Genomic DNA, 21,222 nt, shown 5'->3' on the forward strand with positions numbered 1-21,222 from the left:
AGTTGTCCTTAAGTCTCAAACCTGCAGGACGGAGGAGACGAGCAGTTGGGTATAGGGATGATGAGGATCGTCGAGCACCTGGTCGGTCAGACCCTCCTCGATGACACGGCCACGCTGCATGACCATCAGCCGATCGGCGAGCAGGCGCACGACGGCGAGATCATGGGTGACGATGATCGCGGCGACGCCGAGCTCGCGCACGAGCCCGCGCAACAGGTCGAGCAGGCGTGCCTGGACCGAGACGTCGAGCCCGCCGGTCGGTTCGTCCATGAAGACGAGCCGGGGACGCGTGACGAGATTGCGGGCGATCTGCAGGCGCTGCTGCATGCCGCCGGAGAAGGTGCGCGGCTTGTCGTCAGTACGGGACAGGTCGATCTCAACCTTCTTGAGCCAATCCTGCGCGTCGGAGCGGATATCGCCATAATGGCGAGCGCCGAGCGCCATCGGCCGCTCGCCGATATTGCCGCCGGCTGATACGTCCAGCCGCAAGCCGTCGCGCGGGTTCTGGTGGACGATGCCCCAGTCGGTGCGGGCAAGCCGTCGCCGTTCATGTTCGGAGAGCGTCAGAATGTCGACCGGCCCGCGATCCTTCATGTCATAGCTGATCGAGCCGCTATCGGGCTGCAAGCGTCCGGAGAGGCAGGCAAGCAGGGTGGATTTGCCGGAGCCGCTCTCGCCAACGATACCGAGCACCTCTCCGGGCCGTACCGCGAAGGAGATGTCTCTGCAACCAACCTGAGTGCCATAGGATTTAGAGAGGCCCGAGACTTCAAGAAGCGGTGGCTTAGGGGCGGGTTTGCGGAGCGCACTCGCTGTCATGCGTCTTCTCCTGCCGCCTTGTCGTCCGGTGCGCTAGCCGCCTCGGCCTGGCGGGTGTTGCAAAAGTCGGTGTCCGAGCACACGAACATGCGGGAACCGCGGTCGTCGGTGATCATCTCGTCGAGATAGCTGGTCGTCGAACCACAGAGCGCACATGAGCCTTTCCACGTCTGCACCTCGAAGGGATGATCGTCGAAGTCGAGGCTTCTGACGGAGGTGTAGGGAGGAACGGCGTAGATGCGCTTTTCGCGGCCGGCGCCAAACAGCTGGATTGCGGGATTGTTTTCCATTTTCGGGTTGTCGAACTTCGGGATCGGTGATGGAGACATCAGGTGCCTTCCGTTGACTATGGCCGGATAGTCGTAGGTCTTGGCGATGCGGCCAAAGTGGGCGACGTCTTCATAGAGCGTCACCTGCATGGCGCCATATTCGGCATAGGCATGCATCTTGCGGGTCTCCGTTTCCCGTGGTTCCATCCTGCTGAGAGGCTCCGGACGCGGCACCTGGTAAACTAGCACCTGGCCTTCCTTCAGCGGCGTTTCCGGCACCCGGTGGCGGGTCTGAACGACTGTCGCTTCCGCGGTGCTTTCGGTTACCGAGACATCACAGACAGTCTGAAAGAAACGGCGAATGGAGACAGCATTGGTGGTGTCGTCGGCGCCCTGGTCGATTACTTTCAAAACGTCGTCAGGGCCGATGACGCTCGCCGTCACCTGAATACCGCCGGTGCCCCAGCCATAAGCAAGCGGCATTTCGCGTCCGCCGAAAGGCACCTGGTAACCGGGGATCGAAAGAGCCTTGAGCAGTGAGCGACGGATCATCCGTTTCGTCTGTTCATCGAGATAGGCAAAGTTATACCCGTCCTCTTTATGCACCTGTGCTGCTGTCGTGGTCATTCCGCGGCCTCCTTCGCCTGTTCTGAGCCAGTGGCCTTGCGACGATGTTCCTCGTGCTCAGTCCGCAATTGCCGCACGAGTTGCAGCTCGGCCTGAAAGTCGACGTAATGGGGGAGCTTGAAATGCGTCACGAAACCGTTCCCTTCGACGTTGTCAGTGTGGGAGAGCACGAATTCCGCATCCTGGGCGGGGTAGCGCACATTTTCGCCGAACTCTCGGGCGCGCAATGCCCGGTCAACCAAAGCCACCGCCATGGCCTTTCGTTCATTATGGGCAAAGGTCAGCCCATATCCGCGCGTGAACTGCGGCGGCCTATCGACAGAACCGCGAAACTGATTGATCATCTGGCACTCGGTGACTGTGATCTCAGCGATCGCGATTGGAAAACCGAGCTCTTCCGGAACGATCTCGACCTCTACCTCGCCGAGCCGCAATTCGCCAACGAAGGGATGGACACCGCCGTAACCGCGCGCCGTCGAATAGGCGAGCCCGAGCACGAAGCCCTCATCACCGCGTGCGAGATTCTGCAAACGCTGATCGCGGCCTGCCGGGAGGAGCATCGGTTCGCGGGTGAGGTCAAACACCTCACCATCGCTCTCGTCGATTTCCTCCTCGATCAGACCCTCATCGTTGAGTAGGTCAATGACGCGAGGTAGAGTCTCATCGAGTGGTTCGTGTGCAAGCTCAGCCTGCGGCCGTTCGAGACCTTCCGCCGCCAACGCGAAGTCAACCAGGCGGTGGGTATAGTCGTAGGTCGGACCCAGCACCTGACCGCCGGGGATATCCTTGAAGGTCGCCGAGATGCGCCTGCGTATGGCCATCTTCGAGGTGTCGATCGGCTCAGATACGGCGATCCGCGGTAATGTCGTCCGATAGGCGCGAAGCAGAAAGATCGCCTCGATCGCGTCGCCCTGTGCCTGCTTGAGCGCCAGTGCGGCAAGTTCACGATCGTAGACGGACCCTTCCGTCATCACCCGGTCGACGGCGAGCCCGAACTGCTCGCTGATCTGAGCGAGCGAAAGTTCGGCAAGATCCGGATTGCCCCGGCGGGTTTCGGAGATCAGCTTGTGGGTGTTGAGGATGGCCTGTTCCCCACCCTTGACGGCGACATAGGCCATTTACGCCTCCACTTTGATGGTGCGCGGCAGGCCCATCAGGGCATTGCCGCAGCTGAAGATCACGTCGATGCCACGCGGATAGAACTCGCTATTCAGGTCCCAATCGGACCAGAACCAGAAGGGCAGCCCATCGATGGCGCCAGTCGTGTTGTCCTTGATGCCCGGACCGCTCCAGGTTGTAACCGGTCCTTCGGTGAAGGACTTGACCTGGATGAGAAGGGTGGTCGAGCGGTCGGGATATTCAATTTCCCCTGAATGGAATTCAAATAGGCGCGGCATGTTGAGCGCGTCGGTGACGACAGCAAAGCGCGCCGTCGCCGTTTCCTCGATCAATGGCAGACCGCAATGGAAGCGGAGCCAGGCGGACGCTTCGCTGGAGGCCGTTTGGCGGTCGAGCCAAGCCGGCGTCTCGAAATCCATCAGCGTCAGGCAGAGGGCCGCCGTCGCCGGGGAGAACGGTCGCGGTGCGACGAAGCTGCGATCGAGCGGTATCACACGACCGGGATAAGCGGTTGCGAGAAGGGCGGCGCGGAAGACGGCCTGCGCATCGAAGACAGGATCGGCAAAGCCCGGCTTCAGAAGAGTGCCATCAGAGGACGTGGCGGTGATAGATTGCAGTGTCATGCCGGGTTCTCCCCGCGAACCATGGTGAAGAATTCGACTTTCGTGGACGCGGCCTTGCGGCTCTTCTCGATGCGGCGCGCCTGTTCTGTCTGGCGCAGCGGCTCGATCACTTTTGCGATGATCTCCTCGTGGCGGTCGGGCTGCTGCAGCAGTGCGTCGACGATTGCTGCAAGTTGTGCCTGCCGCTTGTCTCTACCTTGCACGTAGCCGTGGCCCAGCGTGCCGTCTGCAAGACGGATTGAGGCGCGCGCCACCGTCATCTCGCCGAGATTGAAGACCTGCCCGGTCCCGCCGGCCCGTCCCCGCACCATCACCAGTCCCACATGCGGTTGGCGGAGCCATTCGAAGCTCACAGCGGCCACGATCCCCGCAGTCAGTGCGTCCAGGTCGCCCGCATGACTGCGGGAGAGAATTCCGAGCCAGTCGGCGCGCTGCGGCGTTGTTGGCAAGTCCGCGTCTATTTTGGTGTTCAATGTCATGATTGTCGTTCCATTTGGCGCTCAGGCCCCTTTATAGATATTGCCTGCCGGCCACCCAGACGCTCCGGACCACCGGCACGCCGTCGACCAGGCGAATGCGCACAAGATCGGCACGCAGGCCCGGGGCAACGCGGCCCCGATCGGAAAATCCCATGGCGTTCGCAGGTGTCGCCGTCACCATGGCGACGGCCGAGTGAAGAGGGACACCGCGGTCAGCAAGCATGAATGGGGCTTGCAGAAGGCTTGATGGCACGTAGTCGGATGTGAGGATATCTAGCAAACCGAGATCGGAGAGAACGGCCGCGCTGACATTTCCCGAGTGGGAGCCGCCCAGGACGATGTTTGGGCTGCCCATGATGTTCAGCATACCGAGCTCGCGTGCACGGCGAGCGGCGTCGACCGTCGTCGGAAATTCGCTCAGTGAGATGCCGTTGGAATGCGACTCCTCGACGTCCGCAACGGTCGTGTCGTCGTGACTTGCGACCGGCACGCCGAGCGTGACCGCGGCTTCATGGATGAGACGGCGAAACTTTGGCGCGAACTCTTCCTGAACTTTTCGGCACTCTTCCAGATATTGCTCGAACTCGGGATCCGTCCATATGACGCCTTTCTTTTCGCGCCGATAGTTGCGGAACAGGGCGAGGTCGCGCCACTGCCGCTGGCCGGGGGTGTGATCCATGACGCTGAGCAGCCTGAGTGCCGGAAGATCGAGAAACCGTTCGACGATCTCTATGAGCAAGGGGTCCGACACTTCACATCGGAAGTGAAAGAAATGCTCGGCCCGAAACAGACCCTCGTTCCGTGCGCGGCTGATTTCTTCTATTGCTGTCCTCAGGATCCGGGCCCGGCCGCCGCCACTCTGGTAGTCGCCGAGTGCAAGCGAATCGAGGACTGTCGTTATTCCCGCGCAAACCATTTGCTGATCATGTGCGAGCACCGCGCCCAATCCGATCGGCCACTGAACGCCAGGACGCGGAAAGAAGTGACATTCGACATTGTCTGTATGGAGATCGATGAGGCCGGGCAAAAGGAAGTCGCCGTCACAATCGATGGATGCGCCGTTGGCGGCATCCGAATGAGTGACCCCGGAAATCATGCCGCCATCGACATGAACCTGGCCGGCGACCACCCGGTCTTCCAGGACCAGCATCGCATCGGAGAGCGACCAGCCGCTTTCGGGTGGGCGAAGGTGAAAGTCGGATTGGGTGGATAGGTTCATTTCAGATGTCCATGTGAATATTGAAGCTGCTGACGAATTCGACGGCCTTACTCGATCAGGCCATGATCGAGATAGTGGACGCCATCGACCTGGACGCGCCGCAATGTTTGCCGGTATTTTCCGCGTGTGGCGGATAGCTCATCGAAGATGATAGCGTGCTCCGACGGGTGGCTGTCGGCAAAGGCTTCGCGCAGCACCCGCCCCTTCATCGAAGGGGGAGGCGCTACACCGAAGACCGAGAGGATGGTGGGCGCAATATCGGTAATGCCGGAGAATATGCTCGACTGATGGCCGCGCTTGAAAAGCGAGCCGGCTGCGACGGCAAGGCACGACATCTCGTCGATATGGAGCCCCCCGTGGTAACCGGCACCATCGAAGAATGCGTCGTCATCGGCAAAGCAGACACCGCGAATGCCGAACCTGTTGTCTGAATCATTCCCGCGAAGCGTATAGTAGAGGTCGGGCGCGCGCGGGTGATTGACGAATGCGTCGCTCATCCTGATTGCCCCGGGGACCGACAGCTCGTCTTTGGCGATCAGCATGCCGCACCATGGCTCGGCGGAGAGAACTTCGACAATCCGGTCCAGCGTCTTGGCGCAGCGATCTGGCACGTAGATCTTGCCAACATGCCCCGGCAGCAAGCCAATCGCACCGCTTGACGTCGGATGTGACGACACCGGCAGATCGGCGGCTTCAAGGGCATCACGCACCGACACCCGCTTCACTTGGGCGATGTGCCCGTGATCCGACATGACGATGAGTTGGAGGCCAGGTTCCGTTTGCCAGAAGTCGAGAATGCGCCCCAACTGCGTGTCGGCATCCTTGATGACCGCAATGCTCTCCGGCGAGCCTAGTCCGCAGCCATGGAAGCTTGTATCCGGCTCGTTGAAGATGAGGACGGTCAAATCCGGTCTTTGCGACGGCCAGACATGGCGGAGAAAGACATCGGTCAGATATCTGCTGCTTGGGCCAGCTTGCGCCTCAGCTTCCGGCAGACCCGGGCTCGCGGCAATCTCCTCGGCAAGTTGGCGCGGGTAGGAATAGTTGAGATGTGGGTAACAGAACGAGAAGCCCCCATCGGCGACGCCGCTCAGGTCGACCAGCCGGGTGCAGCCGGGGGAGTTTCCGGAAATGACGGCCAAGCGCCGATTTGCCCGACGGAGAATGTCGCCCAAGGTCGGCGTGGTGAACAGCTTGCCGCCATAGGCGCGGTCCGCATAGTCGATGTCTTCGACGCTTCCGGTATTGATCCTCCTGCCGGGCATCACGCCCGGATCGGCGAAATTGTTGGCGACGATGCCATGATCAGCCGGTGGCGCTCCGGTGACGAGACTTGCATATGCCACCATGCTTTCGCTTGGAAAGACCGTCCGATGATTGGAAAAGCGAACGCCGGCACCTGCCAGACGGAGGAGATTGGGCGTCCGTTCCTCATTGACGATATCGGACCGAAGTCCGTCAAAGCTAACGATCAGGAATTTAGCATCTTGGCCGGGATTCAAGCTGGCGCTCATGACGTCACCTGCCGCTCTCGATGGAGCGAGGGCTGATCACCTCGGTGCCAGCCTTCGAGAGACGCTTCACAAACGCCGGCTCGGGAAGCTCGTTCGTCACGACCAGGTCAACCTGATCGAAATCCAGAATCTTGTAACGGCCGGGAATCCCGAATTTGGTGACGTCGCATACCACCATGACCCGCCGGCTCTGCTTGCGGATGACACTTGTTTGCGTGACATGAGAACTGGTCGGGCCCATGAAGCCGTGATCTAGCTCAATGCCGCTAATTCCGATGATGGAGAGGTCGAACACTCGGGGACGTAAAAAATCCAGCATTTCGGGACCGATGACGCTTCTGGTCGGCGCGTCGTAAAGGCCCCCGGCGAGATGAACCTCGTGCTTGCCCTGCGAGGCCAGAGCGGCGGCAACATCGGTCGTCCCCGTCACAAAGGTGGAACGCGCCATGTCCGCGATCTCGGCCGCCACCGCAAGCGCCGTAGAGCCACCGCCGATATAAATCATTGACCCTGGCGTGACGACGTCGCGCGCAAGACCGGCGATCAGCGCCTTGGCCTGGCGATCTTTGTCCTTCCTTGCTTCAAGCGGAGGCAGCTCGCCTGCCGAGACGCCGACCGCGCCGCCATGGACCCGCCGGAGTTTGCCCGTCTGTTCGAGGGCGCGCAGGTCACGGCGAAGCGTTTCGGGCGAGCAGCCGAGTTCGTCCACCAGGATCGAAAGTTCGACCTGCCCGCCGGACTCCAATCGTTTGAGTATGTGCTGACGCCTTGCAGTCCCGAGCATCGATGACCTCACGCTGGCTCTCTTGGAGCGTATTACGGTTTTGAAGCCGGCGACCTGGGCCAACTCGCTTTCGAGGCCCCTGATACAGCAGTTCCACAAAACGGTCAATAGCCATCATAAGCGGGCAACATCCTGCAATAAAACTGTCACATACGGTCGCTATGAAGGGTCCGACAGCAACGGAGGCAGCTCGAAAATGTCCAAAGGTGTAAAACGCAGAACCCTTCTGCGGGCGCTCGCCGCGTCAACGATGATGGCGGCTTCATTCTCGTTGGGGGCCCTGGATGCCGCCGCGCAATCAACGACGGCAGGCGGCAGGAATCTCACGATTGCCGTGCAACAGATTCCCGACAACCACGACCCGGTTTCGGAAAACACCAACGTCAATCTGCGCGTGATGTATTCACTCTACGACACGCTGGTGAAGGTCGACTTTCGCAATGGCAACAAGCTGGTGCCGGGGCTTGCCACAGAGTGGAAGGTGATCGACGCCAAAACCGTCGAGTTCAAGCTGCGTCCGAACGTCGTCTTCCACAATGGCGACACCTTTGACGCCAAGGACGTGGTGGCGACCTTCTCGCCCGTGCGCCTCGGCCTTGACAAGACTGTGCCAGTCGAATCCCGCCCGTTCCTCAGCGGCATCGACAGGGTCGAGGTGGTCGACAATATGACCGTTCGCTTCCAAATGAAAACGGGCGATGCCATCATCCTCTCCCGCTTTGCCTATTACCCCTCGCAGATCATATCGGCAACCGCGCTGAAGGAAGCCAAGTCCTATCAGGATTTCACGGCGATGGATGCCGGGACGGGCCCCTATAGCCTCGTCAGTCACGAGGTCGGCAAGGACGTCGTTCTCAAGAAGTTTGACAAATATTGGGGGAACCCCAAGGCAGCGGCCGACACGGTCACCTTCACGGCCGTACCCGAGCTTGCGACCAGAGTCGCCGGCCTTCTCTCCGGGCAGTTCGACATCATTACCGAGATTGGAACCGATGAGGTTGCCCAGATCGAGGCGAACAGCGCTACCGGCGTTGCCGGTGGTCCGGTCGCCAATATCCGCGGACTGTTCTACGACTGCATAAGCAGCCCGATCTCCGATCCCCGCATCCGCAGGGCCCTCAATTTTTCGATCGACCGCGAGACGCTCGTCCTGACGCTTTACAATGGCCGGGTCGGCATACCGCATGACTGGCAAATGGCCTCGTTCGGCGACTTGTACTTGGCAGACCGTCCGGCTGCTGAATACAATCCGGAAAAGGCCCGGGCGCTCTTGAAGGAAGCAGGCTACAACGGTGAGGAGATCGTCTACCGCACGCTGCCCACCTACTACGCCAAGCAATTGGAAACCGCGCAGATCCTCCAGTCGATGTGGAAGGCTGTCGGGTTCAACATCAAGCTTGAAGTGAAGGAAAACTGGGACCAGGCGACGAAAGATACGCCTGACCGCGCCATCATCGATTCCTCCTTCACCGGTTATTATTCGGATCCCCTGGGCCAATTCTGGCGTCGCTTCGGGCCGGAAAGCAGCTATACCAAACAAGGTTGGTGGACGATTTCTCCTGAAATGCAGAAGCTCGGTGACGAACTGACGACGTCGACCGACATCAAGCGTCGCCGTGAGGTTTTCGGCAAGATGCTAGATGAATTCGAGCAGGATCCCCATGGCGGTATGCTGCACGATCTGGCGCAGTTCATGGGCGTGCGAAAGGATCGCATCGAGCTGAAACCGCTGCCTTCCGAATATCTCGATCTGACCACCGAAGGCGTGAGCTTCAAGTAGATGATTGAAGCCAATCAAAGCTCCGGCGTCGTTCCACTCCAGCCCCTTTTGTCCATAAAGGGGCTGGGAGTAGGTTTTTCGACAGGTACCGCCACCTCAACCCTCTCCAGCATCTCGTTCGATCTGATGCCTGGGGAAATTCTCGGCATCGTCGGCGAGAGCGGCTCGGGCAAGAGCGTCACCTGCCGGGCGATTACCGGCCTGTTGCCGAACTTTGCGCGCGTCCGAGGCGAAATGATCTTCGACGGGCAGTCGCGGTCCCTGTCATCCCCACGTATGTTGGCACCGCTTCGCGGCGCGGACATGGCCATGATCTTCCAGGACCCGATGAGCGCCCTCGACCCGCTGATGACGGTGCGTCGTCATCTGAGATTGCGGACGAAGGAAGATCCGGCGATCTATCTGCGGCAAGCAGGCATCGACGAGCCCAACACATTGCTTGACACTTATGCCCATCAGCTGTCGGGCGGGCAGTGTCAGCGCGTGGCGATCGCCTGCGCGCTTTCCCGTAACCCAAGACTCCTGATTGCCGATGAACCGACGACGGCGCTCGATGTGACCGTACAGGCGGGCATCTTGCGCCGCCTGAAGGCGCTGAGCGCCGAGCGAAACATGGCGATAATCTTCGTCACGCATGATCTTGCCGTCGTCTATCAGCTTTGCGATCGGGTTCTGGTCATGCATCAGGGGCAAGTCGTTGAAAGCGGCGATGTGAAAACCGTTCTGACGGCTCCGAAGGCACCCTATACGCAGGATCTCATCCGGGCCATTCCGCGCCCCGCCGTGCGCGGCGAGCGGCTGGTAACCGTCCCCGGGGAACTCGGCCAATATTCCTTCCCGGCTCCGCCGGCGATTGCCGGTGGCCACCAGCTTCTCGAGTTTCAGGCTGTGAAGGTGCAGTACAAGCGCCCTGACGGCAGCAACGTCGACGCGGTCAAAGACGTTTCCCTCACTCTGAAAAGGGGCGAAATCCTCGGCCTGGTCGGCGAAAGCGGTTCCGGCAAGAGCACGCTCGCCAAGACGGCCGTCGGTCTCGCTCGGCCGATAAGCGGGAATGTCATGCTCGATGGCGAGCGGCTCGACTGGAACGCGCCCAGAATGCAATGGAGGCGGGACATCCAGTACATTTTCCAGGACCCGCGCGGGGCGCTTGACCCGTCCGCGCGCATTTTGAGCCAAGTGCGCATGCCACTCGATGTTCATCGCTTGGGAGAGGCGAGTGAGAGGGACGCCAGGGCACGCGCACTCATGCGTGCGACCAGGCTGGAGGACGCGCTGTTTTCTCGCAAACCCGCGAGCTTGTCGGGCGGCCAGCGCCAAAGAGCGACCATTGCCCGGGCCCTGACGCTTCAGCCAAAGGTATTGATTTGTGACGAAAGCGTTTCTGCGCTCGACGTCTCGATCCAGGCCCGCGTTCTCGACCTTCTCATGGATCTGCGCGAAAAGCTTGGCATCGCCATTCTGTTCATCAGTCACGACCTGTCGGTCATTGATCATCTGTGTGATCGGGTGGCGGTCATGCGTCAAGGCGAACTGGTGGAAGAAGGCGAAACGGAAGCCTTGTTCCGGCAGCCCGTCGCAGATTACACCCAGGACCTCATCGCGGCTATCCCGAGACTACCTTCATTCGCGGGGGTTCAAATCGCGAGGATTGAGGCAATGGCATGAACTGGCTCCTCCTGCGCAGCGGCCGCGCGATCCTGACGCTGCTTCTCCTTTTGACGTTCACATTCTTTACGCTGGCAGCAAGCGGCGACCCGGCCTTGCAGAAGTTCAGCCCCGACGTCGACCTGGCCACGATTGCGGCGTTTCGGGAAAAGTGGGGGCTCAACGAGCCGATCTGGAAGCAGTTCCTCATCTACCTTGAAAGACTGGCCCATTTTGATTTCGGCATGTCCTACCGGACAGGTCGCCCCGCCCTTGAAGTTGTCCTCGACAGGGTGCCCGTGACCCTGTCACTGGCAATTCCCTCCATTGTTCTGTCGATCGTGATCGGCATTCCGCTCGGATTTTATGCTGCCATGAACAAGGGACGTCTTGCGGATCGTATCACCATTCTGGTCGCGGTCATGGGACTTGCCATTCCTCCGTTCCTGCTCGGCATTTTCCTGATGTACGTGTTTTCCATCTGGCTCGGGTGGCTTCCGCCAAGCGGCTATGTCAACTGGACCTCCTATATCATGCCGGTCGCCAGCATTTCCGCAGTCTATGCCGCAATCTTTGCCCGCTTCACGCGCTCGGCGATGGTTGAAGTGATGAGCCATCCGATGATTGAGACGGCGAAGGCAAGCGGGCTGGCAACCGGATTGGTTCAGCGGGTTCACGTTCTGCCGAACGTTCTCTTGCCCCTGGTGACCATTACGGCGCTCGAATTCGGAAATGTCGTCACCTTCGCAGCCGTGATCGAAAACCTGTTCAGTTGGCCGGGCGCCGGCACGCTATTGATCGAAGCGGTCGCGGGCCGTGACTATGCCGTCGTCGAGGCAGTTCTGCTCTTGACCGGCAGCACGATGATCCTGGCGAATTTCCTGACCGATCTTTCCTATGGGCTCATTGATCCACGCATCCGCGATTATCGCCGTGCCTACCGCCGCTCACCAGACCAACTTCCTTCGCCGGAGGGCGCCGCATGAGCCCGTCAGGCAACTTCCCTCTGCTGATAGTGGCATCCTTCTTGATTGTGGCGGTGTTTGTTCTGCTTGCGATATTCGCCGCGCCATTGTCTCCGCATAATGTCGCCGACATTAACCTCCTTGCGCGCTTCAGGCCGCCGGTCTTCCTGGGAGGCACATGGGATTATCCGCTTGGGACCGATCGCCTCGGTCGTGACATGCTCTCGCTGATCTTGCGGGGCATCCAGATTTCTTTGACCATCGCGGCGGTCGGCACGATCTGCGGAGCCATCTTCGGAACAACCCTGGGGCTGTTGTCGGGCTGGGTGGGCGGCTTGTTGGATAACCTTGTCGGCATTCTGGTTGATTTCCAAGCCACCATTCCCAATTTGATCCTGATTCTGGCCCTCGTCACCATTATGCCCGAGGCAAATTTCGTGGCCTTCGTAATTATCATGGCGATGTATGGTTGGGACAGGTATGCCCGTCTGGCGCGTGCCATCGCACTGAATGCCAAAAACCAACCCTATGTGCAGGCACAGCAAGTCATAGGTGCCTCGGCGTTCCGCATCGTAACGCGATCGGTGTTGCCGAACTTCATGGCAGTGCTGCTCGTGACCATGTCGCTCAGTTTCCCGCAAACGATCCTGCTGGAAACCACATTGAGCTTCCTTGGTATAGGCATCCAGCCGCCAGACACGTCCCTAGGCGTCCTGATCGGTGAGGGCCGCGGACAACTCTACAACGCGCCATGGGTCGTCCTCTTGCCGGCGTCAGTCATTTTGCTGGCCACGATCTCCATCTCCATGCTGGGTGACTGGGCTCGTGATCGTGTCGGCGTGGATTGAAGCTATTTTCCGCCGGCGGGACCGTGTCGATTTCAGAAGACGATTTCACGTCTTCAGTAGGTCAAGCAGACTGTTTTCATACGGGCGCGCGCTTGGCTTTTGGTGCGTCTGTTCCGGCCCCGGTCCAACCAACGCGCTCCAGTGTGTCGATGAGTGTCGATCGCGGCACCTTGAAGCTGCGACATACCGAGGCCTTGCTGGCGCCTCCGTCAAGAGCTGCGATGATCTGTTCGATCTTCTCGGAGTCCAGTGAGGGTGGCCGACCGCCTTTGCGCCCGCGCCGTCGGGCTGCTGCGAGCCCTGCGGTCACCCGCTCCGCTATCAGGGCCCGCTCGTATTGAGCGAGTGAGCCAAAGATGTTGAATAGGAACTCCCCATGCGGCGTGGTGGTATCCATTTGCTCGGTCAGCGAGCGGAAAGCGACGCCACGCTCCTTCATCTCGTCGACGATCCGGATCAGATGTGACAGGGAACGTCCAAGGCGATCGAGCTTCCACACCACCACGACGTCGCCGGATCGAAGCTCCTTCATGCAGGCCTTCAGCCCCGGACGATCGTCGCGAGCGCCGGAGGCTTTATCGTGATGGAGATGACGTTCGTCGACACCGGCAGCGATGAGCGCATCGCGCTGCAGGTCGGCCGACTGACGTTCGTCGGCGGACGAAACACGCATGTAGCCAATGAGCATGTACGGCAAACCTCGAATTGGACGTTTTCGTACACTGCCACAATCCGACAGGGTTTGTCGCGCAAAATAGCGGGGTGGTTTGACGGTTTCGCAAGGCCGCCTGCCGGGTGACGACAATCACCTGTTTTCCGTAACCCAAGCAAATCCTTAGCGGGTATTATCGCAGAGGTTCCCACGATGCCCCATGAAGCGAGTGACAGAGGCTATTGAACCAACAACAGAGAAGCAGCGTCCGGAAAGCGGCTGTCTGGGACATTCTGAGCTTTTCGACCCGTTCAGGGGTCACATCCACAAATCTAAGCCGCGGTTGATGCAGTGATTTCCGCTACGGAATCCTCCTCGGTTCGCCCAAAAAACGGACAGCAAGGATACGAAGCCCTAGCGGAGCGATGGCCCTTAGAACCTTACAACCAGCTCGATCCAACGAGTTGAGACGCACGATTGACAATATGCGATTGGAACTCCGTGATCATCCACGTCGACGCTCAAGATCGTCATGATCGGTAAACTTCGTGGTTGAACCAGTAGCTCAGCCTCCTCCCGGGTAGGTAAGCGAGCGCTCAATCTCGTTTCTTTTCGTTGATATTTATCGACTCCAAGCTTAGCAAATGAGGTCGTTATAGATCCAGTTGCGGTGATGTGTTTTTCAATTCCGCTGAACCGCGGCAGAACAAAATACATCGCCGATAGGGAAACGGGAACTCCGTTTATAAAGTCGAGAAGGTCAATCTGCCGCACCAGTGAGCGGTTCCGAATATTAAGAGCACGCGAAACCAGCAGATCTGCGTTGACCTTTTCAGATCCGAGTACTTTCCTATCAGCGCTTTGGCTCAGCTGGCGAACTGTTGCACTTAAGCGCGCGTTTGGAGTGATTGCGTGCGCAATCGTGTTTTCTCGGACGTAAATGCCATGGCCGTGCTCCACCCTTATCAAGTCCTTATCGCGCAACGCATCCAAAGCTCGCCGGATCGTATGCCTATGCACGCTGAACCGAACCGCAAGGTCTGCCTCCGTTGGCAACCGCTCGCCCGCTGCCATTTCGCCCTTTTTTATATCGCGCTCTAGTTCCAGTTGCACTTGACGCCACAAAGGCAATGCGCGCGCTCGATCTACCACTCCCGGTTCAAGTGGCGGCAGGATTTTCGGCGCCATCGCAACCTCCTTCACAATTGGTCACAATTCTCTTCGGCGGCTTTCGCGTGGCTGTCAATTCACCCCAACAGACAACCAAGCCCGACATCTGCGATGTTTCAAGAGGCGTTCATTTTGCAGACATGCGCCTGTCACAGAACTGTCGTTAAAGGCTAGCGGTATCGCGACCGAACTCGCAACAACTTACTTTGGCTTTGCCAGAACTGACAAGGAAATCCGAAATGAACACCGCCGCGAGATTGCTTGGTATTTCGGTTGCAATAGGCTTTGCCGGATGTAGCTCGGTAAACGCTGCTGAGACCACGTTACGTCTGCTGCACAGTACACCAGTGGATCTCTATCAGGCCGTAAACAGCAGCTATCAGAAGTCCCACGGGGACATGAAATTTCAAGAAGACCCTGTGCCATCTGACTATGACGTCATGACGCAAGCCCTTTTGCGGTCGGCCGTCGTGGGCGACGTCCCCGATGTCGTATTCCAAGGCTACAATCGTGTCGGCGTGACGGTCCAACGCGGGCTCGCCATACCGCTCGACAAATTCATCTCGGGCGATACCGACATGGCGTCGCAGGGCTATTCCAAATCCAGTCTCGATATGTGTGCGGTCGACGGCAAGCCCTACGGCCTGCCCTTCGCCACCTCCGCACCGATCGTTTATTACAATCTCGACCTCGTCGGGAAGGCCGGTCACAGCAAGGATGCGCTTCCGACGGATTGGAACGGCATTCTGGAGCTGGCTCGCGACATTCGGAAACTGAACACTGACACGCAGGGCGTGTTCCTGGACTATGCAAATACTGGCAACTGGACATTTCAGGCTCTCTTGACGAGCTTTGGAGGGCAAATGATCGACGCCGACGGACGCACCGGCTTCAACAGCGATGCCGGCCGAAAGGCTCTACAGACTCTGTCGGGTTTCCGCGATGCAGGCCAGATTGACATGAGCACCAGCCAGGCTTTGCAGACGTTCACTGCAGGGGGCCTCGGTATTATGATCGCGAGCAGCAGTTATCTGCCGCAGTTCGAACAGCAGGCTGAGGGACACTTCAAGTTGGCGACCGGCGCATTCCCGATGGAGACGGCAAACGCGCGGCTTCCTGCCGGTGGAAACTGCGCGATGATCCTGACGAAAGACCCTTCCAAGCAGAAAGCTGCCTGGGATTATATCAAGTTCGTATCGGGGCCTGTCGGTCAAACGATAGTTGCGCTCAAGTCAGGCTACATTCCGTTAAATTCCAAGGCCATCGAGGATCCGGAACTTCTGGGGAACTTCTACGCCTCGCATCCAAATTATACGACGGCGGCGATGCAAATGCCGATCCTCACGCGGTTTCAGTCATTCCCCGGTGACAACTCCATCAAGATCACAACCGTGATCAATGATCACTTGGCGGAGCTGATGCGAGGAAAAGCAACTGCGGACGCTACGATGTCGGCGATGGTCAAAGACGTCAGCGCTCTGCTTTCGAAGTGATTTCTCTGCAAATTCCAGAACGGAACAGCCACGTGAGCAATATCAGCGTAATGACTTTCAACATTCACTCCGCGATCGGGCGGGATGAGAAGGTGAATGTCGACCGTATCGTTGAGGTCATTCGAGAAGTCGATATCGTTGCGCTTCAGGAAGTCGATAACTTTTGGCAGCGGTCAGGGAATGTCTCGCAGGTCGATTTGATTACTGCCGCCTTGCCTAAGCACTTCCATGCGTGGCATCCGGTGATCGATTTATGGAAGACCCCGACGACACGTCGCCAATATGGCAATCTGCTGCTGTCACGCTTCCCAATTTCGAGCATCAAACGCCACGCACTTCCCAAATCTGCTCCGCCTGACGAATTGGGACTGCAATGTGGGGTTTTGGAGGCGATCGTCGCCGGACCCTTCGGTGACTTGAGGGTGTTTGCCACACATGTCGTATCGACCGACAGCGTCAAGCAGATCTGCCGCCTCCTCGATATCTATAGGTCATCGCAGGAAGAAGGCGCGCCAATTTCGGGGAGCCATTATGATGAGACGTGGTTCGAAGAAGATCAGCCGACCAAGATCCCCGCCTCTGCCATTATCCTCGGCGATTTGAACATCAGGCCGGGGAGCGACGAATATAGGTCCCTGACGTCCGCGTCAGCTGGAACCGAGGGCGAGAGGCTGGTCGATGCCTGGTCGATCTGCAATCAGGCCTCGTCGCCATCTGTTGAAGGGACCGAGAACGATCCGGGCGCTACCTATTACGTCGATTTCGCCGCCAAGACCGGTGAACGCCTCGATCTCTGTTTTCTGTCGGCCGATATAGCAGACCGGGTGGAAAGTGCACAGGTCCTTGCTGACTGCGAGGCATCAGACCACCAGCCGTTGAAAGTCATCATCAGATCCGAGCCCTCGCATGAAGGCGGTAAGTAATGGCAGGAATTCTTATCGATAAGGTCGCAAAATCCTTCGGTGCGACCTCGGTTTTGCGCGAAGTGTCGCTGGCCATTGCCGATGGGGAATTTCTCACATTGCTTGGGCCGTCTGGGTGCGGGAAGTCGACGTTGCTCCGGATACTGGCCGGCCTGGACGTGCAGACGAGCGGTTCGCTGTCGATCGGCGACCGGGTGGTCGACGGTGTGCGTCCGAAGAGCCGCGATGTGGCGATGGTGTTTCAGTCCTATGCGCTCTACCCGCATATGACGGTGGCGGCTAATATGGCGCTGCCGTTGCGGATGCGCCGGCTGTCGTCACTGCAGCGGCTGCCCATGGCTGGCAAATTTCTGCCCGGGACGAAGGCAGTCACCGAGCGGATCGACGAGGATGTCAGACGGACCGCCGAAGCGCTCGGCATCGGCCATCTTCTCGACCGCAAGCCGGGGCAGTTGTCCGGTGGTCAGCGCCAGCGCGTGGCCGTCGGCCGCGCCATGGTACGCCAGCCGGCCGTCTTCCTGATGGATGAGCCGCTGTCGAATCTTGACGCCAAGCTCAGGGTGCAGATGCGCGCCGAGATCAAGGAACTGCACAAGCGCCTCGGCGTCACGTTTGTCTATGTCACCCACGATCAGTCGGAAGCCATGACTATGTCGGACCGGGTAGCAGTGATGCTCGACGGAGAACTCCTGCAAGTCGCTCCGCCCCAGGAGATCTATGCAGACCCGACAGACCGACGTGTCGCCGAATTCATCGGCTCGCCGAAGATCAGCATTCTCGATGGGATCGTCGAAGAAACAGGCATCGCCATGACCGCCGGGACGGTGTTTTCCATTCCGAAGGGGATCGAGTTAGGCAGCCAGATTGGGATCGGCATACGCCCCGAAGCTTTCGTACTTGCCGAAAAACACGGCCCAAACACCCTGACGGGGTCGATCAAACTTGTCGAGCACATGGGCTCGGATCTCTTCGTCCATCTCGATGTGCTGGGATCCGGCGCACCGATCATTGCCCGTCTTTTAGCGGAGCGAGCGCAACATATCGGCGAAGGTCAGACGCTGCATCTCGGCGTCAGACCCGACAGGCTGTTGTTGTTTGCGGCCGACGGCATGCGCATTCGGCCCAGCTCGCCCACTCCGGATATCACGGCCAATGCCAATGTCCTGCCGCTGAAGGAACGCGTGCTATGAGCCTTGCTGCTTCCACAACGGCAGCTGAGACCGGTGCGATTGCGTCCAATGGCGCGCGGAAAGCTCTGCAACGCCATCGGATCGCCGAGACCTTTACGGCTTGGTCGCTTGCCGGTCCCGCGCTCGTCTTCCTCGTCACCTTGTTCTTCCTGCCGGTCTTTGCCGTTTTCGCCATTGCGCTGACCGACTGGCAGTTCGGTGCCAGCACGCTCTCCTTCGTCGGCTTCAGCAACTTCAAGGAAGTCTTCGCCGACGAGGGCTTCCGCGCCTCGTTCGTCAACACGATCCTCTATGTCGTGATCGTCGTGCCTGGCACGATCATCCTCGGGCTTGCGATCGCGCTCTTGATCGAAAGCGGCAAGTCGATGCGCACCTTTTACCGCGCTATCCACTTCCTGCCCTTCATGGCGACGCTGACCGCCATGGCGATCGCCTGGGAGGCGCTGCTCCATCCCACCATCGGACTGATCAACCAGACGCTCGTCACCCTCGGGATCCCTACCGCCAACTGGCTGCGCGACGAAGATACCGTCCTGTCGGTGCTGGCCGCCATCGGCATCTGGCAGAACCTTGGCTATGCGATGGTATTGTTCCTGGCGGGGCTGAAGTCCATCCCGCAAGATCTTTATGATGCCGCTGATATCGACGGCGCCGATATGTGGCTCGATCGGCTTCGCACCGTCACTCTGCCGATGCTCGGGCCCGTCACCATGTTTGTCTTCATCGTCGTGGCGCTCAGAGCTTTCGAGACATTCGACACTGTGCAGGTCCTGACCCAGGGCGGCCCCGGCCATTCTTCCGAGATGCTGCTCTACACGCTGTACCGCGAGAGCTTCCAGTATCTGCGCACTGGCTACGGTTCCTCCGTCGCTGTCGTCTTCCTGATCATTGTCGTTGCGTTGACCCTGATCCAGGCGCGTGTGATGGACAAAAAGGTTCACTACCAATGAGCACATCCGAACCACGCGGCCTGACCGTCCCGGCCGCCATTACCCGCCATACTGTGCTGCTGATCACTGGCGCGCTGATCCTCATCCCCTTCGTCTGGATGGTGTCCCTATCGATCAAGCCGCCGGGTGAGATCTTTCGCGCCTCCTTCTCCTTCTGGCCGCAGCAGTTCTATGGCATCGAGAACTACACCAGGGCGCTAACCGAGGCACCACTTCCACAATACATGCTGAACGGCATCATCGTCTGCGGCTCGATCGTGATCCTTCAGGTGATCGTCTGTGCGCCGGCCGCCTATGCGCTCGCCAAGCTCGACTTTCCCGGCAAGAATCTCCTTTTCGCCATGGTGCTGATCGCGCTTATCCTACCGCATGAGGTGCTTTCGCTACCGTTGTTCATTCTCGGCTATCAGATCGGCATTCTCAACACCTATGGGGCGCTGATCTTCCCATACATCGTGTCGCCCTTCGGCATTTTTCTGTTCCGGCAGTTCTTCAAGACCATCCCCGACGATGTCGTACATGCTGCCCGCCTCGACGGCCTGTCTGAACTGGGAATAGTCTGGAAAATCATGGTGCCGATGGCCCTGCCGGCGATCATCGCCTTTGGCATCTTCTCCGTCGTCGGTCACTGGAACAGTCTTTTTTGGCCGCTCATCGCAGTGCGCGACCAGAACCTTATGCCGCCGCCGCTCGGCATCATGGCATTCAAGAACGAGGAGGCCGGAAACGACTATGGTCCGCTCATGGCAGCATCCACGATCGTCGTCGCACCTCTCATCATCGCGTTTCTCTCCGCTCAGAAATGGTTCGTCGAAGGACTGACCGGCGGAGCAGTCAAGTAATCAAAAAGGAAAACTGGATCATGAACATGAAATGGCGCAACCTTCTTACAGCCGCAACCCTGGGTATAATTTCCTGCGCATCAATATCGCCCAACGCACAAGCAAGCGAGACTGTGAATCTCACCATCTCGTTCTCGTATGGGCCCTATAGCGAACTTTTCGATGCGTTGGCTAAGAAGTTCGAAGAGACGCATCCGAACGTCAAGATCACAACGCTTCAGCCGATTGTCGGCACACACGAAGAGCATCTGCAGCAGGTCTTGCGGGCGGCTGTCACCGGCGGACTGCCGGACGTATCGTTCCAGGGCAATCATCTGCTACCCATCCTCGAGCAACGCGGCTTGCTCGTGCCGCTCGATCCTATGATCGAGAAAGATCCCGAATTCAACTCGCTCGGCTTGACCGAGGGTGCCAAGTCCGTGGGTCGAATTGGCAGCGTGACTTACGGCCTCGGCTTCCAGTCATCCGCTCCGGCAGTCTTCTACAATTCTGACTTGCTCAAAAAGGCGGGTGGTGATCCAGAAAAACTGCCCAAAACCTGGCCGGAAATCGTTGAGCTGGCCAAGGGCATTAAGGCCCAGGACGCAGGCACTATGGGCGGTTACTTCGATTATGCGTCGAGCGGGGCATTCACCTTCCAGGCCATAATCCGCGGACTAGGTGGCCAGATGATGAAGCCAGACAACACGACGATCGCGTTCAATGGCCCGGAAGGCCTTTCCGCGATGAAGCTGCTGAAGCAGTTCGTAACCGATGGCGGCATGAAGGACATGTCCCGCGATCAGGCCTATCAGGCGTTCGGCGCCGGCACGGTCGGCATTTTGGCGGGTGCGAGCTCCAATCTGTCCCAGTTCCAGAAGCTCTCCGGCGACCGTTTCAAGGTTCTTGTCGGACCGTGGCCGATCTCCGCCAATGGCAAGCTTCCGACCGGTGGACGTACGGCAGTCATCTTTACACGCGATCCGGCCAAGCAGGCAGCCGCCTGGGACTATCTCAAGTTCGTAACGGGGCCGAAAGGGCAAACGATGATGGTGAAGTTAACGGGTAGCCTGCCGAACAACGAGAAGGCGATCAAGGATCCTGCTCTTCTCGGTAAATTCTACCAGGACAATCCTAACCAGCTCGCCACGACCCAGCAATTGTCCGATCTCGGCGACTGGTACACCTTCCCTGGCGATAATGCAGTGAAGATCAATACTGCGATCAATGACGACCTGCAGAGCGTGGTGTCTCTAAAGCTGGAGCCGGACGACGCCCTCGACAAGATGGTGAAAGACGTTCAGGCGCTGCTTCCCCGTTAAGTCGGCAT

The 21,222-nt window shown here is 58.9% G+C and carries 20 protein-coding genes; 10 read left to right on the forward strand and 10 right to left on the reverse strand.

Annotated elements, in window-relative coordinates; genetic code table 11:
• Positions 1 to 15: 15 nt before the first annotated feature.
• From phnK to CU103_RS29155, 8 genes are read right to left on the reverse strand one after another with little or no spacing between them, the layout of a single operon-like run.
• Positions 16 to 819 (reverse strand): phosphonate C-P lyase system protein PhnK, encoded by an 804-nt coding sequence (gene phnK, locus CU103_RS29120; RefSeq protein WP_106667535.1) that lies wholly within the window; start codon positions 817 to 819, stop codon positions 16 to 18.
• Positions 816 to 1,715: an alpha-D-ribose 1-methylphosphonate 5-phosphate C-P-lyase PhnJ gene (locus tag CU103_RS29125; protein WP_106667536.1), complete on the reverse strand. Its 900-nt coding sequence runs from the start codon at positions 1,713 to 1,715 to the stop codon at positions 816 to 818. The genes phnK and CU103_RS29125 overlap by 4 nt, the downstream gene beginning before the upstream one ends.
• Complete coding sequence (locus CU103_RS29130; protein WP_106667537.1) at positions 1,712 to 2,833, reverse strand: carbon-phosphorus lyase complex subunit; 1,122 nt, start codon at positions 2,831 to 2,833, stop codon at positions 1,712 to 1,714. The genes CU103_RS29125 and CU103_RS29130 overlap by 4 nt, the downstream gene beginning before the upstream one ends.
• Complete coding sequence (gene phnH, locus CU103_RS29135; RefSeq protein ID WP_106667538.1) at positions 2,834 to 3,457, reverse strand: phosphonate C-P lyase system protein PhnH; 624 nt, start codon at positions 3,455 to 3,457, stop codon at positions 2,834 to 2,836.
• Entirely contained in the window at positions 3,454 to 3,936 is a 483-nt protein-coding gene (gene phnG / locus CU103_RS29140; protein ID WP_106667539.1) for a phosphonate C-P lyase system protein PhnG, read from the reverse strand. The genes phnH and phnG overlap by 4 nt, the downstream gene beginning before the upstream one ends.
• Before the next feature lie 31 nt (positions 3,937 to 3,967).
• On the reverse strand, positions 3,968 to 5,155 hold the full coding sequence (locus tag CU103_RS29145) for an alpha-D-ribose 1-methylphosphonate 5-triphosphate diphosphatase (RefSeq protein WP_245449061.1): 1,188 nt from the start codon (positions 5,153 to 5,155) through the stop codon (positions 3,968 to 3,970).
• Between the two features lie 47 nt (positions 5,156 to 5,202).
• Positions 5,203 to 6,669, reverse strand: a complete 1,467-nt coding sequence (locus CU103_RS29150) for an alkaline phosphatase family protein (RefSeq protein WP_106667540.1) — start codon at positions 6,667 to 6,669, stop codon at positions 5,203 to 5,205.
• Between the two features lie 4 nt (positions 6,670 to 6,673).
• Positions 6,674 to 7,465: a DeoR/GlpR family DNA-binding transcription regulator gene (locus CU103_RS29155; RefSeq protein WP_146147891.1), complete on the reverse strand. Its 792-nt coding sequence runs from the start codon at positions 7,463 to 7,465 to the stop codon at positions 6,674 to 6,676.
• Between the two features lie 184 nt (positions 7,466 to 7,649).
• Here CU103_RS29155 and CU103_RS29160 point away from each other — a divergent pair, with 184 nt between their 5' ends.
• The 4 genes from CU103_RS29160 to CU103_RS29175 are packed head-to-tail and all read left to right on the forward strand — an operon-like array spanning position 7,650 to position 12,693.
• Positions 7,650 to 9,233, forward strand: a complete 1,584-nt coding sequence (locus tag CU103_RS29160) for an ABC transporter substrate-binding protein (protein ID WP_106667542.1) — start codon at positions 7,650 to 7,652, stop codon at positions 9,231 to 9,233.
• Entirely contained in the window at positions 9,234 to 10,901 is a 1,668-nt protein-coding gene (nikE, locus tag CU103_RS29165; protein ID WP_106667543.1) for a nickel ABC transporter ATP-binding protein NikE, read from the forward strand. It begins immediately after the preceding gene.
• The gene (locus CU103_RS29170; protein WP_106667544.1) at positions 10,898 to 11,866 is read left to right on the forward strand and encodes an ABC transporter permease; all 969 of its coding nucleotides are present in this window, start codon (positions 10,898 to 10,900) and stop codon (positions 11,864 to 11,866) included. Before nikE ends, CU103_RS29170 begins: the two co-directional genes overlap by 4 nt.
• Positions 11,863 to 12,693: an ABC transporter permease gene (locus tag CU103_RS29175; protein WP_106667545.1), complete on the forward strand. Its 831-nt coding sequence runs from the start codon at positions 11,863 to 11,865 to the stop codon at positions 12,691 to 12,693. Before CU103_RS29170 ends, CU103_RS29175 begins: the two co-directional genes overlap by 4 nt.
• A gap of 76 nt (positions 12,694 to 12,769) precedes the next feature.
• Here the strand turns inward: CU103_RS29175 and CU103_RS29180 are convergent, their stop codons facing one another.
• Positions 12,770 to 13,381 (reverse strand): recombinase family protein, encoded by a 612-nt coding sequence (locus tag CU103_RS29180; RefSeq protein WP_106667546.1) that lies wholly within the window; start codon positions 13,379 to 13,381, stop codon positions 12,770 to 12,772.
• 396 nt (positions 13,382 to 13,777) lie between these two features.
• Positions 13,778 to 14,533, reverse strand: coding sequence for a phosphonate metabolism transcriptional regulator PhnF (gene phnF / locus CU103_RS29185; RefSeq protein WP_106667547.1), 756 nt, complete (start codon positions 14,531 to 14,533; stop codon positions 13,778 to 13,780).
• 221 nt (positions 14,534 to 14,754) lie between these two features.
• On the opposite strand from phnF, the gene CU103_RS29190 reads away from it, so the two are divergent.
• Genes CU103_RS29190 through CU103_RS29215 form a run of 6 tightly spaced genes read left to right on the forward strand, consistent with a single transcriptional unit; the run spans position 14,755 to position 21,214 of the window.
• A complete protein-coding gene (locus tag CU103_RS29190; protein WP_106667548.1) occupies positions 14,755 to 16,008 on the forward strand; it encodes an ABC transporter substrate-binding protein in 1,254 nt (417 codons plus the stop codon).
• A 32-nt stretch (positions 16,009 to 16,040) separates the two neighbouring features.
• Positions 16,041 to 16,931 (forward strand): endonuclease/exonuclease/phosphatase family protein, encoded by an 891-nt coding sequence (locus CU103_RS29195; RefSeq protein WP_146147892.1) that lies wholly within the window; start codon positions 16,041 to 16,043, stop codon positions 16,929 to 16,931.
• Entirely contained in the window at positions 16,931 to 18,121 is a 1,191-nt protein-coding gene (locus CU103_RS29200) for an ABC transporter ATP-binding protein (RefSeq protein WP_106667550.1), read from the forward strand. Before CU103_RS29195 ends, CU103_RS29200 begins: the two co-directional genes overlap by 1 nt.
• Positions 18,118 to 19,071, forward strand: coding sequence for a carbohydrate ABC transporter permease (locus CU103_RS29205; protein ID WP_106667551.1), 954 nt, complete (start codon positions 18,118 to 18,120; stop codon positions 19,069 to 19,071). Before CU103_RS29200 ends, CU103_RS29205 begins: the two co-directional genes overlap by 4 nt.
• Positions 19,068 to 19,913: a carbohydrate ABC transporter permease gene (locus tag CU103_RS29210; RefSeq protein WP_106667552.1), complete on the forward strand. Its 846-nt coding sequence runs from the start codon at positions 19,068 to 19,070 to the stop codon at positions 19,911 to 19,913. The genes CU103_RS29205 and CU103_RS29210 overlap by 4 nt, the downstream gene beginning before the upstream one ends.
• Before the next feature lie 20 nt (positions 19,914 to 19,933).
• A complete protein-coding gene (locus tag CU103_RS29215) occupies positions 19,934 to 21,214 on the forward strand; it encodes an ABC transporter substrate-binding protein (protein WP_170117149.1) in 1,281 nt (426 codons plus the stop codon).
• Positions 21,215 to 21,222 lie beyond the last annotated feature (8 nt).

Source organism: Phyllobacterium sophorae, assembly GCF_003010965.1.
Taxonomy (GTDB): Bacteria; Pseudomonadota; Alphaproteobacteria; order Rhizobiales; family Rhizobiaceae; genus Phyllobacterium; species Phyllobacterium sophorae.